This window comes from Oceanobacillus saliphilus (genome assembly GCF_023522835.1).
Lineage (GTDB): Bacteria > Bacillota > Bacilli > Bacillales > Amphibacillaceae > Oceanobacillus > Oceanobacillus saliphilus.
Window position 1 is genome coordinate 336577 of sequence record NZ_JALCZU010000003.1, and the last position, 14214, is coordinate 350790.

Here is a 14214-nt window from a genome sequence, read left to right on the forward strand (position 1 = left end):
AGGAGAGAAATGGAAGCAAATAATAAGGCTGCCAAACAGGGGATGACTAGGAGAACATTTATAAAGAAAACTGGAATAACGATTTTTATTTTAACTTCAGGTAGTATAGCATTCAGAGCTCTTGATCAAGGTGTGTTCAGCTCCTCCTCTGGTCCTGCATATGAGCCATGGGATATTAGCAAGAATGAATACGACGGTCCCCTTGCATTGGTAGCTGATGCTATTTTAGCCGCTAATCCACATAATAGTCAGCCATGGCTATTTAAAGTGACCGATACACAAATCGAACTCTTTGCAGATGAGGCTCGAAACCTCGGGGCTATGGACCCGTTCCGAAGAGAAATGTTTATGGGCCTAGGCTGTGCTATTGAGAATCTTATGTTATCAGCTGCATATAATGAATACAATCCAACGATAAATTATTTCCCACACGCATCAGATCCAAATTATGTTGCACGTATTACACTCGAGCAAGGAAGTAAGAAAGAATCGGCTCTTTACAAAGCTATCTCCATTCGCCATACTGACCGAGGTGCATATGATATCGAACGTCCCATTCCAGCTGAGATTTTCCAACATATAGATAATGTTATTGAAGAGAAAGAAAAAGTTAAACTTACTTGGTTTAAAACCGAAGAGGAGAAAAAGCTTATTGGAGATCTAATCGTCAATGCGACTGCAGCAATAATCCAGGATTATGATATGAGCACATCTAGTAATATGTGGTTTAAAGAAAATTGGGATGATCTTCAAGAATCACGGGATGGCATTACACTTGATGCACAAGGTGAATCCATTTGGACAAGAGCAATGGGAAAAATACTTCAGCCTTTGTCAGACGATCAAAATAATCAATTTTGGTTAAAGTCAACCCGTGAAAGACATACCGCAACAGCAGGAGCTTATGGATTGATTTCTGTAAGAGATGCATCGGATAATCTAGAAAGAATGCTTGCAGGCAGAGCATGGCAAAGAATACATTTATATGGATCGACACAAAATATTGGGATGCACCCATTAAACCAGCCGAATGAAATGAGTGACCGCGAAAAATATTTAGGAACGAAAGAAAAGTTCGGAATGGAACTGAAAAAGATTACTGGTGATTCATCATGGCAGGGATTGTTTTTATTCCGATTGGGTTACGCTTTAAAAGACACACTACCAAGCCCAAGACGTTCCGTAGATCAAGTAACTTTTTAGAAGCACGGGGACGGTTCTTTTGCTTCCTTATTTACAAAACTTGGTTGTCGCCAAACTGTGATAGCCATAATTGCACTTATGCTGTTAATGGTAATTTTATACAATCATACCGACCAAAAAAAGAAGCATGAGAACCGTCCCCATGCTTCTTCTATAAAATATATTTGATATACATGGGATAAGCTTTTGGGAAGCACAGTTTAATAAAGGCTTTCCTAAAAGCTGTATTGTCAATTCCCATATACACATTTGCATTTTTGGGACCAGCATCCTCGTACATACCATTAGGAGATAATTGAACCACTGTCTGTCCTCTGCACATTCCTTCATGTTCAATACTTAAATTGACTCTATTAAAGATATCATCTTCATTGCTTAGACTCGGGTCAATTGCAAGCATTACCGCAACTAAATCATGAACGACAACCCCGGTAATCCGAAGAGAATCCCAATAGATTTTCGTATAATGATTTGACATTTCACTTAAAAGCGCACCCAATTCCCCACACTCTGTTTGCAAAAAGAACAAATCATCTAAAGTAAAGCGAGTTTGTTGTGTAACATCCAATCCTATCATATTGATTTCAATATCTTCACCTAACGCGTAGGTCTCTTTAGCAGCTTCAGGGTCTGCCCAATAGTTAAATTCGGCTACAGGTGTACGGTTTCCAAATCGGACACCCCCACCCATAGACCAGATCTTCTTAACCTTTTTCATCGTTTCTTTATCTTTTCGGATCGCTAATGCAATATTAGTTAGTGGACCTAAAGTAATAATTTCGACTTCTCCAGGGTTCTCTTTTACTGTTTCCAATATGAAATCTACAGCATGGGTTTCTGACCGTTTCGAAAAATCAGGAGTGAGTGTAACACTTCCAAGTCCACCTTCTCCATGAACCGAAGTCTTTAAATCATAGGTCTCAAAGTTATCCAACTGATTTAATGAAGTTTGTGCTCCAGGATAAACGAAACAGTCAGCATTCATTAAATTAACAACTCCTAGAGCATTAACGACACAGTTATCCAAACCTACGTTTCCAGCAACTACTGTGATTCCTAATACATCAAAACCCTTATAAGATAAAGCTGCAACTATTGCATACGTATCATCAATGCCAGGATCTGTGTCAATGATAACCTTTCTTTTTTCCATGTTTTCACTTCCCTCAGGTAAAATCAAACAAGTTGTTGCCATGCAAAACGAATACCTTATACAAAGAGAATTATTCTGTTAAAAGAGAATCCACCTCTGACCTTGTCGGCATTCCACCCTGCGCACCAAATTTTTGAATGGATAGAGCTGCTGCCGCATTTGCAAAATGAATTGCGGCGGATAGACTCTTATGTTCAGAGAGAGCCACACATAAGGCACCATTAAACGTATCCCCTGCACCAGTTGTATCGACAGGAGTAACCGAATATGCTGGAGTGTTTACAAGTTCATCATTCTTATAATAAGAAACACCATTTTCTCCTTTTGTTATAATCAATTTATTATTCAGGGCCGATTCTTTCTCTCTGCCTTTGAATAATTGCTCTGCCTCTGTTTCGTTTGGAGTAATGTAAGTTGCTTTAAGCCAATAATCATAAGGAAGTTCTTTTGCTGGTGCAGGATTTACCACAATTGGTATATTATTTTCGTAACAAAGATCAAGGCAATACAGTATTGTCTCAAGAGGAATTTCAAATTGTATCAATACAAGATCACTTTGAATAATTTCCTTTTTGAATTGCTTCAGAAAATGTGGGGTTACTTCATCATTTGCACCTGGAACGATGATGATTCGGTTATCACGATTGGAAAGCAAAATATTCGCAATACCTGTATTAACATTAGCAACAGTTTTTACCATGCTAGTAGAGACATTTTCATCCTTCAGCACTTGGAGCATATCTGTACCATTTTTATCTTGGCCTACTCTACCAATCATGTTTACATTTGCTCCTAATCGTGCTGCAGCTATTGCTTGGTTCGCACCCTTTCCTCCAGGTTTTATATGAAATTCCCTGCCTACCAACGTTTCACCTTGATTAGGCAAAACATCGGTGGTTGTTACCATATCCACGTTAATACTTCCGATTACTGTAATCGTAGGATTGCTCACCAGGCTCCCTCCTTACACATTTTTTGTTATACCTATTTTGTTGAGAATTCCCAGTCGAAATCTCCGTCTCTTAATAAGATTTCAAAGCCCTTTTCATCAAATCCCAAAACTTATCCGAATCTAATTGATATGCAAAATGAACATTCGGATCCCTGCCAGTTGTCGCCAGGGTATCTACAACTGTCATCCCATATGAAAATTCACCTTTTGTTTCAATATCAACACGTACATGGTTTAATTCGAAAATAGAAGGATCGATTAAATATGCAACGGTACATGCATCATGGATTGGTGGTCCCGCAAAACCAAAAACTTCTTTATATGTTTTAGAGAAAAATTCTAAGAGATCAATAACAAAATCAGCTATAGGATTCTCTATTTCAGACAGTTCTTTTACGATATCATCTGTTGCAATGGCTTGGTGAGTCACATCCAATCCAAACATTGCAATTGGAACCCCACTATCAAAAACAACTTTTGCTGCCTCTGCGTCAACATAAATATTAAATTCTGCCGCAGGGGTCCAATTACCAAACGTACCTCCACCCATTAAGACAATTTCTTTAATTTTTGGAACAATTCTAGGTTCTTTAATCATCGCTAATGCTATGTTTGTAAGGGGACCTGTAGGAACTAAAGTAATATCATTATCCGAGTTTAGTAGCTTTTCGATAATGACATCCACACCATGTTTGTCGATTACTTGTTTAGTTGGATTTTTAGGTAAAACAGGACCATCTAAACCAGTTTCACCATGAATTTCCTCAGCAATTTCTCTTTCTTTTACTAAAGGTCTTTCTGCACCTTGTGCTACAGGAACATCTTCTAAACCGATAATGTCACAAACCTTCAAAGCGTTCAACGTATTCTTTTCAACTTCTACATTTCCTGCAACAGTTGTAATCGCTTCTATTTTCAAATTGCTGATTTTAGAAGCTGCTAGTATAATTGCGATTGCATCATCATGTCCAGGATCACAGTCTAATATAACTTTTCTTTCCATTATAAAAACCTCCTCATGTTATGATTTTTCCTATTTATCAATAAACTTAGTTGTCACCAAGCCTTATGGTGACAGCCTTAATTGCACGTATGCAGGTAGGTAAGTTTATCCTACCTGCTGAATAACGAAACTAAATGAAGTTAAATAAACATACCTGCAATAGCAGCGTTTAATAAGGAAGCAAGTGTACCAGCAAGCATTGCTCTCATTCCTAATTTTGATACATCTTTTCTTCTATCTGGTGCAAGTGATCCTAACGCACCAATTTGAATAGCGATGGATCCAAGGTTAGCAAATCCAGCTAGTGCAAAACTTAAAACCATAACCGTTTTAGCGGACATTGTCTCAACTATCGCACCCATTCCAGCAAATGCCACAAATTCATTGACTACTATTTTTTGACCAATAAATTGCGCTGCAGTTACAGCTTCATCCCATGGAATACCTATAAGAAAAGCGAGAGGTGAAAGAATAGTACCTAAAATACGTTCCATTGTTAAATTTTCAATTCCAACAAAATTACCTACTATACCAAAAACACCATTAATTAAAGCGATTAAAGCAACAAATGCTAATAGTGTACCAGCAATCTCTAATGCCATCTTCATGCCTGTACTCGCACCACTTGCAGCAGCATCAATTACGTTAGCTGCCTTCTCATTATTTTCAACTTTAATATTATCTTCGTTACCGCCGATACTTTCTCTAATTTCTTTTGGAAGGGGCATAACTATTTTTGCTATTAATAAACTTGATGGTGCAGCCATAAAACTTGCTGCTAATAAATATTCAAGTGGTATACCTAATAGTGAATATCCAACAAGAACTGAACCTGAAACAGATCCCATACCTCCTACCATAATGGCAAAAAGTTCTGATTGATGCATTTTATTAATGAATGGTTTTACTACCAATGGTGCTTCCGTATGGCCAACAAAGATGTTAGCTGCTGCAGACAAGGATTCTGTTTTTGTTGTTCGTAATAATTTCGATAATGCTCCTCCTATAATGTTAATAACCCATTGCATAATTCCTAGATAGTAAAGGATCGAAATTAAAGATGAAAAGAAAATAATGATAGTCAATACTTCAAAGGCAAAAACAAAGCCATCGCCTCCTACTAGAGATCCAAATACAAAGGATATACCTTCATTTGCGTAACCAATAATCCCCTGTACAGCATCAGTGACCCATCCCAAAACAGCTCGTCCCGTTGATGATTTTAAAGTTAAAAACGCGAATATAAGTTGGATTGCTAATGCCCCAAAAATGGTGCGCATATATATTTGTTTTCGGTCAGTGCTTAGAAGATATGCAAGACCTAAAACAGTTAAGATACCAATAATTCCCCATAAAATATTCATTTATTTTTCACACCTTCCCTTATTGTAATCGGTTACAGGAATTTCAATATTCTACTATTCTATCTCCATACAATCAAACCTGAATTCATTCTTCATGAAAACATGCCGGGCCTGCAAATAATATACACCAGTTTATAATTTGATTTTAAAAGCAACCTCTATCATTTTGTTGCGTAGTATATAGAGGTTGCTTTTTTCCTGATCATTATTTCTTTTTATTATTAAAACTTACCGCAATCAAGCTACCAACCTTAGCGTTGTGTTTGACCAATTCGATATTAACATCAAGGCTTTTGCCATCTGTTAGCTCTTTAACTTTTCCAAGTAAAAATGGGGTTGCGTCTTTACCGACAATATTATTTTCTTCTGCTTCTTTGATTGCCTGATTAATGATTCCGTTAATATACGCTTCATCCATCGCATATTCTTCAGGAATCGGATTCGCAATTACAAGCCCGCCATCAAGCTCTAAATCCCATTTCGCCTTCATTGTATCTGCGATTGTATCGACAGAATCAGTAGAGAAACCTAATTTGAATTCACTTTTTCTTGTATAGAATGCTGGAAGAACTTCCGTTTCATATCCGATTACAGGAACTCCTTTTGTTTCAAGATATTCCAATGTAAGACCAATATCCAGGATTGACTTTGCACCTGCACAAATAACAGCTACATTTGTTTGTGATAATTCTTCTAAGTCTGCTGAGATATCCATTGTTGTTTCGGCACCACGGTGAACCCCGCCTATCCCACCTGTTACAAACGTTTCAATTCCTGCCATCTCAGCGCAAATCATTGTTGTTGCAACAGTTGTAGCTCCTAATTGCTTTGTTGCGATGATTTGGGGCAGATCACGTCTAGACACTTTAGCAATACCAGAGCTATTACCGAACATTTCCAATTCATCATCTGTTAAACCGATTTTAATTTTTCCATCGATAATTGCGATTGTTGCAGGTACCGCTCCATTATCACGGACAATTTGTTCCACTTCACGAGCCATTTTTACATTTTGCGGATATGGCATACCATGAGAAATAATCGTTGATTCTAATGCGACAATTGCTTTCCCTGCTTCTTTTGCTTCCTGTACTTCTTTTGATAATTCAAGATAATTTTTCATTTAATATTTCCTCCATATCAATTTTTAATTGTTCTGCTGATAATTCTTGTCTAACGGTATGTTTTGAGGTTATCGTTTTATGCGAATTCACTAATCCAGAATGAATAATATAATGAATCGTTCTCTTCTGTAACCAGGAATGGATGACAGCGGAACAAAATGCATCGCCAGCACCTGTCACATCAACTACTTCGGGTGTATGAATAGCAGGATAATAACGGATGTCCCCATTTTCATTCCCGAGAATAACACCTTCTGCTCCATTTGTAACAATGACATTCTTAACCCCTAATTCTAGCCAGCCCTTTACAGATTGTTTCCAATCATCGATATTCTTAATTTTAGTATTTAAAAATGTTTCGGTTTCATCTTTATTTACAATAAGCCAACTTACCGAGTCTAATGAACTCGGAAGCCTGTCCATTTTTGGAGAGGAAACCGGGATCACAACGAGTGGAATATTATATTCCATTGTGAATTTGCTGAGAAAATCAACAGTATCTCCAGGGCAATTCAAATCTATGATGATGCATTTTGCTTGTCTTAACATATTGATTTTTCCCTTTAACAATTCTGGAGTTATTTCTTCAAAAATGTCCATATCCGCTAAGGCAATTTTCATATCACCATGTTGATCCAATACCGCCGTATAAGAGCCAGTTGCTGCATGCTCCAATTGCGTAACATGTTCTAAATTCATATATGGTGATGAAACAGCATCAATTTCTTTCCAATCGATATCATTCCCGGCTACGGAGAATAACGTAACGTATTCACCAAGTCTGCCTAAGTTTTCAGCTATATTTCTTGCAACTCCCCCAATTGTTTTCGAGGAGGTTACCGGATTGGATGTCCCAGAACTAATAGCTTGTTTCACATAAAGCTTTCTATCAATGTTAGCTCCACCGATACAAATAACCGGTTGCTTTTGATTTTTATTTACTGCAAAACTCTTTTCCACATTTGCTTTATCTGTTTTAGCATTTGAAGATTTAGATGTTTCCAGATCCACTATGTTTTCTTTCTGTGAATTGGATGATGGATTACCAGTCGTTAAATCACTATTATAGCTAGTGTCATAAGTTATTTTTCTCACCTACTTTCACGGTAATAAACAATAGTTTATTTGCTAAACTTTAGTTTTAGTATACGCTTTCACATAAAAAGTGTCAACCCGGAAAATAGAAGTAGAACTTTTTATTTTTACATGATTTTTTTGTTAAAAAAATCTTTCCTTCAATATGGGAAATTTTTCAGCTTAGTTTAGTAAACGATAACGATAGTGTGCTTTAGTTCTTGCGCTTTTATTCTTACGTAAACTACCTATATTCCTTTATAGTGACTAACTTTTCATTGTATTTCATTGCTGGTAGTCCAATACCAATAAGAATAACGACAATCCCCACAACTTGCAGGAACGTTATAGATTCCCCAAGCATTATAACTGAAGCTGTCACGGCAATTGGCAGTTCAAAGGCACTGAGGATCGAGGACTTTCCAGATCCGACTCTGGGAATTGCAATCGAAAATAGGAAAACAGGAACAATCATCCCAAATAATCCCAAAGCCAATCCATAAACCCAAAGTCCCTCACCAAATAACGTCCCGTTCCAAATAATTTGCGGGGACTGTAAGATTGCCGTTGTAATAGAAGCAAAAAAGGCAACAATCAGCAACCGGTTTGATGTTTTCATCCCTTTAATTTCTTTGCCATTCATATAAATAAAGAAGGAGAAGCTGACCGCTGCAGCGAATCCCCATAACCAGCCTTGAAGAGGAGTTTGACTTAAATCAGCATCGATCAGACCTGCTGCCGGAATCGTTCCTGCAAATAACACAATTAATGAAATAAATTCAATTCTGCTTGGTAGTTGCCTTTTGGCGACAGAGGAAATCAGCATGCCAACCCAGGTAAATTGAAATAGTAGAACAACAGCTAAAGAAGCAGGTAAATAAATAAGTGAGCGGCCATATAGAATATTCGTTAATGCGGTTAAAAAACCAGCAAGAACTAGAATTTTCATTCCGTTAAAATTTATTTTTTCCCGATTTGTCAAAACAAAAATAATGAAGGCCAGGAAAAAACCGATCATAAACATACTTGTGACCGCTTCTGATGCGGTAAAACCGTCTTCCATTGCCAGTTTAATAATCGTTGATACGATACCATAACTACTGGCCGCAATAATAACTAACAATGAGTAAATCCAGGGTGTTTTCATTACTTAATTCCTCCGAATATATTATTTTTCCATAGGGACAGCTTGGAACCCGACGGAATAAAGTTTACTTATAAATTTCAAGGTGCAATCTCTTATCGTTAGATTTGTTTTGCACCAAAAAATAAATAGCTTTTAATATAATGCTAGATTGGACTTTTTGTCAATTATTAATTACGATAGAAAGAACAAAAGCGCAAGCGCCCGGTAAGGGACGTACGGACTGGACTGAGGCGTAGGAGATAAAGGAAACACGACGGACGGAGAGAGTCGATGTTGACTTATCGTACGGAGGCGAAGGAAGTCTCGCTAGTCCCTGGGCGCTGGAGCTGGACGTGGCTGTTTATGTGTAAGAATTAATTGCTGCCAAAATTTTATACTTTGTTATCTTTCAAAATAAGCAGTTAAAACTTTTTAAATGCTAATGGTGCAAAAGATAACTAACGTCCGATGGCAAACTGGATAAATTACTAGATTACTTTATACGTTAAAATGATGCTCAAGTAGAAATGGGGGAGTTTCCATGAATAAAGAGAATCAGATTTTAAACCATATAAAATTAAACCCCTTTATTTCGCAGCAGGAGTTGGCTGCAAAGGTTGGTTTATCTCGGCCAGCAGTTGCCAATTATATTGCGAATCTAACTAGACTAGGGGAAATTAAAGGTCGTGCATATGTTCTGAAAGAGGAATCCTCGATTGTCTGTATTGGCGGCGCGAATACGGACCGGAAAGCAAGTTCTGATCAGAAAGTACAATTACATTCGTCAAATCCAGTCAAAATAACGGAAGTATGCGGTGGAGTTGCACGGAACTTTGCAGAAAATCTAAGCAGGCTTGGTCATCATACCACTCTCATGACTTGTGTCGGTAATGACCGGGAAGGGCAATGGCTATTAGGGGAAACAAAAAAGCAGGGGGTTGATGTCAGTCAGGTTTGGATTTTGGAAACGAAACGGACAGGGACATATACTGCTTTGCTGGATGTCAATGGGGAAATGGTTGTTTCCATGGCAGATATGAATATATACGATAATATTACGATTGAAATGATTGAGGAAAAGTGGTCTTACATTGTCGCATCACAAGCTATCTTTTTGGATACAAATATTCCTGAGGATTGTATTCATTTTATAATCAAACGATGTAAGGATGAAAATATTCCCTTGTACATTAACCCAGTATCATCAACGAAAGCGAAAAGACTTCCCGCTAATCTCGACGGGGTGGAAGTGTTAATCCTTAATCAAGAAGAAGCACAGATGATGATTGGTTCTACGATTGATTCGCCGGAATCGTTTAAAATGGCCTGTGAAAAACTGCAGAAGCGAGGAGTTAACAAAGTGATTATTATGATGCATAATTACGGGGTCTACTATGCTTCACAAGAGGAATCCGGCCATTTTCCTCCTTTAGAAACCGATATTGTTGATGAAACAGGTGCCGATGATGCATTTGCATCATGTGCGATATTTGGAATCATGAACGGGGACTCCTTATCACGTGCATGCCAATTAGGACTTGCTGGTTACTCCCTAACGCAGCAAACAGAGCGTTCCGTGTCGACAGAACTAAGACCTGAAAAAATTTATACTTTGGTGGAGGAACAGTTGTAGCGGGGTTCTCCCGTTTGGGCGCGGGGCTCTCCCGTTTGGGCGCGGGGCTCTCCCGTTTGGGCGCGGGACTCTCCCGTTTGGGCGCGGGGCTCTCCCGTTAGAAGCACAGAGACGGTTCTTTTGCTTCCTCTACATTTAGAAAACTTGGTTGTCACCAAGCCTTTCGGTGACAGCCTTAGTTGCACTTATGCAAGTAAGAAAGTTTATACTTTCTTACTTGCCAAAAAAGAAGCATGAGAACCGTCCCCATGCTTCCTCTTTTATTTTCCCATTTCTAATGCTACGTGAACCATCATGTTGACTCCGTCGATTAAGCTATCTTCATCGATGGCGAATTTAGGGTGATGATGTGGATAATCATAGGATTTTTCCTCATTTCTTGCTCCGATGAAAATGAATGTTCCTGGTATTACCTTGGAGAATGCACCGAAATCCTCACCACCCATTGTCAATGGATAATTGAATACACGATCACCGAATAATTTGGTTGCAATATCGATAACAGAATCTGTTTTTTCTTCATTATTGATAACTGCATCATAGCCATATTGGAAGTTAAATTTATAATCAGCACCATAAAAATCACAAACGGATGCAATTGCCTTTTCCATTTTTTCTTTCACCAATTCACGTGTTTCTTGTTGGACCGTCCGTATACTTCCCTGTAATGTAGCCGTATCAGGGATAATATTTGTTGCACTGCCAGCGTGAAACTGTGTCGTTGAAATAACGACCGAATCAAGTGGAGAGGTCATTCTCGAGACAATGGTTTGAAATTGGTTGATGATCTGCGTACCGATAATAATTGGGTCAACGGCACTTTCTGGCTGAGAACCATGTCCACCACTCCCCTTAATCAGGAGATCGAACGTATCCGAATTTGATGTGATCGGTCCTTTTGTAATGCCAATTTTACCAGTAGGAATCGGTGTGAATAAATGCTGACCATAGACGAAATCAAGGTCATTAAATAGCCCAGTCGCAACCATTTCCTGCGCACCACCAGGTGGCACTTCCTCCGCATGTTGGAAAATCAGATAAACTTCTCCACTTATCGCCTCCACGTTTTGCGATAGTACACGTGCCGCTCCAAGAAGCATGGCCGCATGTCCATCATGCCCACAAGCATGCATGACACCATCTTTGACTGAGGCAAAATCAAGGTCGTCCCGTTCTTCTTGAATGGGTAATGCATCAATATCCGCTCGCAATCCGATTTTCTTTCCCGGTTTTTTTCCTTTAATAATTCCAAGTACACTTGTTTTCGTTGGACGAGATAATTCGATATTATCCATTTGTCGAAGCTGGTCTTCAATATATTGGCTTGTCCAATACTCCTGGAAAGAAACCTCTGGATGTTGGTGCATCGTTCTTCTCCACTGAATCACATCTGGTAATACTACTTCAATCTGTTTGTTCAAATTCATTCGTATCTCTCCTCATTTACTATTTATTCATATCATCGGCTGACAAAGCAGTCCGAGACGCCAGATCACTCTCAGTGGCCGATAGAGAGCCATTATGTTATTCGGATTGCATTTACTGTTCTAAGAAAATAGGACCTCCAGGACCGACTGGTAAACCAATTAAATACCAAAGGACGAGGAATAAGGACCATACGATGAAATAAATAATGGAGTACGGTAGTAAATTGGATAGCAACGTACCCAAACCAACATTTTTGTCATATTTTTTCGCAAATGCCAATAATAGTGGCAAATATGGAAGCATCGGTGTAATTGGGTTCGTAATGGAATCCCCTATCCGGAATATCATTTGTGTAAAAGCCGGATCATATCCTAAAAGCATAAATAGCGGAACAAATACTGGTGCGAGGATAGCCCATTTTGCAGAGGCACTTCCAATTAGTAAGTTAATAAAACCAGCAATAATGACAAAGCTTAGAATGAGCGGAATTCCAGTGAAGTTCATCTCTTGAAGAAATTCTGCCCCTTTTATCGCAATAATCGGACCTAAATTACTCCATGAGAAATACGCAAGCATCTGTGCTGCGAAAAACACGAGAACAATGTAGCTTCCCATTGTTGCCATCGATTCACTTAACACATTTCCAAAGTCCCTTGAGCTCTTAATCACTTTTGCCCTCATGCCATATACCAAACCTGGAACGAAGAATAAAATGGTAATAAGGAAAACAACTGAAATCATGAACGGTGAATCATTCATAATCGATCCTGTCTCCGGATTTCTTAGTATACCATTTTCAGGAATGACAAGTGCCATAATAATTCCAGCAGTAATCAGCAATGAAACATTAGCCCAACGCAGTGCACTTTTCTCTGTCTCACTGACGCCTTCCTCGGAAATTTTCTCGCCATGATACGCACCTAAACGTGGTATCGTTACTTTTGTCGTAATAAGATAAGTTACAATCAATAACAATACTGCCGAAACTGCAATAAAGTAATAGTTCATCGCAATATTTCCTGTGTAGCTCTCATCGATAAGTTGAGCAGCAGGTTCCGTAAAACCAAGTGCTAACGCATCTGTCATCCCGATGATGAAGTTAGCTGAGAAAGCCCCTAGTGATGCAGCGTATGCCATTACAAGTCCGGCAAAAGGATGGTAGCCGAGCCGCATCATAACTATCGCAGCAAGTGGCGGGAGGATTACAGGGGCTGCGTCACCAGCAACATTTCCGATGATAGCAACCAAGATCATCGTTGGTATGATCAGCTTGCGTGGTGCCACTTCAATAACTCGTTTCATCACAGTCGCAAAATAACCTGTTTTCTCTGCAATGCCAATACCCAGCATCACGACAAGTACCATGCCTAACGGTGGGAATGCACTAAAATTATTAATGCTTTCCGTTAAAATCAGAATTAAGCCCTCACCGGAAAGCAGGTTTACCGCCTCGACCACTTCACCTGTCCCAGGGTTGGTCGCTTTTACATTGAATAAGGAGGCAATAAAGGACGCTACAAGAATAATTCCCATTAGAATGATAAAAATTACAATTGGATCAGGTAATTTATTCCCGATAATTTCAACTTTATTTAAAAATCGATCTACAAAACTCTGCTTCTTTTTCGTTTCCAAATGCTTCGTCCACCCATCTAGTTGTTTTATAGCAAAAATACGTTCGTTTGTTTGAATATAGAATCCGTTTATTTACTTGCCTTAATTGGTTAAGTTGCAGTGGGGCTCTCCCGTTTGAGCTGGGTGCTCTCCCGTTTTGGGGGTGGGCTCTCCCGTTTGAGCGGGATGCTCTCCCGTTTGGGTGAGATGCTCTCCCGAGTTAGGTGTGGGCTCTCCACTATATTATTTTCGTTGGGAAATTTGCTCGTTGTAAATAACAATCTGCAGGGATAACGCCGACACTAACAAATGGACATTTTCCATTTGCAATTACAGGAATAGAGAGATTAGATCATCTACCCCTCCATCATGATTTATATAAACGTTTTTCATTATCTTTGCCTCCTTACTGTTTGCTATACCTTCCATTTTGACCAAAAGAAAAAGGTCCAGAAATAGAATTCCTTCTACATTTCCGGACCTACGAAGTCAAAGTAATATAATAAAGCAACTGCTAAATCATTAATGGTATCGACTAAA

General features: G+C 38.8%; 11 protein-coding genes and 1 pseudogene. 2 read left to right on the top strand and 10 right to left on the bottom strand.

What is annotated here, in order from left to right; all coding sequences use genetic code 11:
* Window positions 1-9 precede the first annotated feature (9 nt).
* Window positions 10-1203, top strand: coding sequence for an Acg family FMN-binding oxidoreductase (locus tag MN204_RS07755; RefSeq protein WP_249870531.1), 1194 nt, complete (start codon window positions 10-12; stop codon window positions 1201-1203).
* 151 nt (window positions 1204-1354) lie between these two features.
* Here MN204_RS07755 and MN204_RS07760 read toward each other — a convergent pair whose 3' ends face one another.
* From MN204_RS07760 to MN204_RS07790, 7 genes are all read right to left on the bottom strand, one after another.
* Window positions 1355-2356 (bottom strand): nucleoside hydrolase, encoded by a 1002-nt coding sequence (locus MN204_RS07760; protein WP_249870532.1) that lies wholly within the window; start codon window positions 2354-2356, stop codon window positions 1355-1357.
* Window positions 2357-2426: 70 nt separating this feature from the next.
* The gene (gene rbsK, locus MN204_RS07765) at window positions 2427-3308 is read right to left on the bottom strand and encodes a ribokinase (RefSeq protein ID WP_249870533.1); all 882 of its coding nucleotides are present in this window, start codon (window positions 3306-3308) and stop codon (window positions 2427-2429) included.
* A 70-nt stretch (window positions 3309-3378) separates the two neighbouring features.
* Window positions 3379-4311 carry a nucleoside hydrolase gene (locus tag MN204_RS07770; RefSeq protein ID WP_249870534.1) on the bottom strand — a complete coding sequence of 311 codons (933 nt, stop codon included), beginning with the start codon at window positions 4309-4311 and terminating at the stop codon, window positions 3379-3381.
* Between the two features lie 140 nt (window positions 4312-4451).
* Window positions 4452-5675 (bottom strand): NupC/NupG family nucleoside CNT transporter, encoded by a 1224-nt coding sequence (locus tag MN204_RS07775; protein ID WP_249870535.1) that lies wholly within the window; start codon window positions 5673-5675, stop codon window positions 4452-4454.
* A 205-nt stretch (window positions 5676-5880) separates the two neighbouring features.
* A complete protein-coding gene (locus tag MN204_RS07780) occupies window positions 5881-6798 on the bottom strand; it encodes a pseudouridine-5'-phosphate glycosidase (RefSeq protein WP_249870536.1) in 918 nt (305 codons plus the stop codon).
* Window positions 6782-7894 (bottom strand): carbohydrate kinase family protein, encoded by a 1113-nt coding sequence (locus MN204_RS07785; protein WP_249870537.1) that lies wholly within the window; start codon window positions 7892-7894, stop codon window positions 6782-6784. The genes MN204_RS07780 and MN204_RS07785 overlap by 17 nt, the downstream gene beginning before the upstream one ends.
* A 223-nt stretch (window positions 7895-8117) precedes the next feature.
* Window positions 8118-9020, bottom strand: a complete 903-nt coding sequence (locus tag MN204_RS07790; protein ID WP_249870538.1) for an EamA family transporter — start codon at window positions 9018-9020, stop codon at window positions 8118-8120.
* A gap of 520 nt (window positions 9021-9540) precedes the next feature.
* On the opposite strand from MN204_RS07790, the gene MN204_RS07795 reads away from it, so the two are divergent.
* Window positions 9541-10632 carry a carbohydrate kinase gene (locus MN204_RS07795; protein WP_249870539.1) on the top strand — a complete coding sequence of 364 codons (1092 nt, stop codon included), beginning with the start codon at window positions 9541-9543 and terminating at the stop codon, window positions 10630-10632.
* Between the two features lie 260 nt (window positions 10633-10892).
* Here MN204_RS07795 and MN204_RS07800 read toward each other — a convergent pair whose 3' ends face one another.
* The 3 genes and pseudogenes from MN204_RS07800 to MN204_RS07810 all read right to left on the bottom strand — a co-directional run.
* Window positions 10893-12059 (bottom strand): amidohydrolase, encoded by a 1167-nt coding sequence (locus tag MN204_RS07800; RefSeq protein ID WP_249870540.1) that lies wholly within the window; start codon window positions 12057-12059, stop codon window positions 10893-10895.
* Between the two features lie 112 nt (window positions 12060-12171).
* The gene (locus MN204_RS07805) at window positions 12172-13695 is read right to left on the bottom strand and encodes an AbgT family transporter (RefSeq protein WP_249870541.1); all 1524 of its coding nucleotides are present in this window, start codon (window positions 13693-13695) and stop codon (window positions 12172-12174) included.
* A 241-nt stretch (window positions 13696-13936) separates the two neighbouring features.
* Window positions 13937-14070: pseudogene (locus MN204_RS07810) on the bottom strand (nucleoside hydrolase); the annotation flags it as partial.
* Between the last annotated feature and the right edge of the window lie 144 nt (window positions 14071-14214).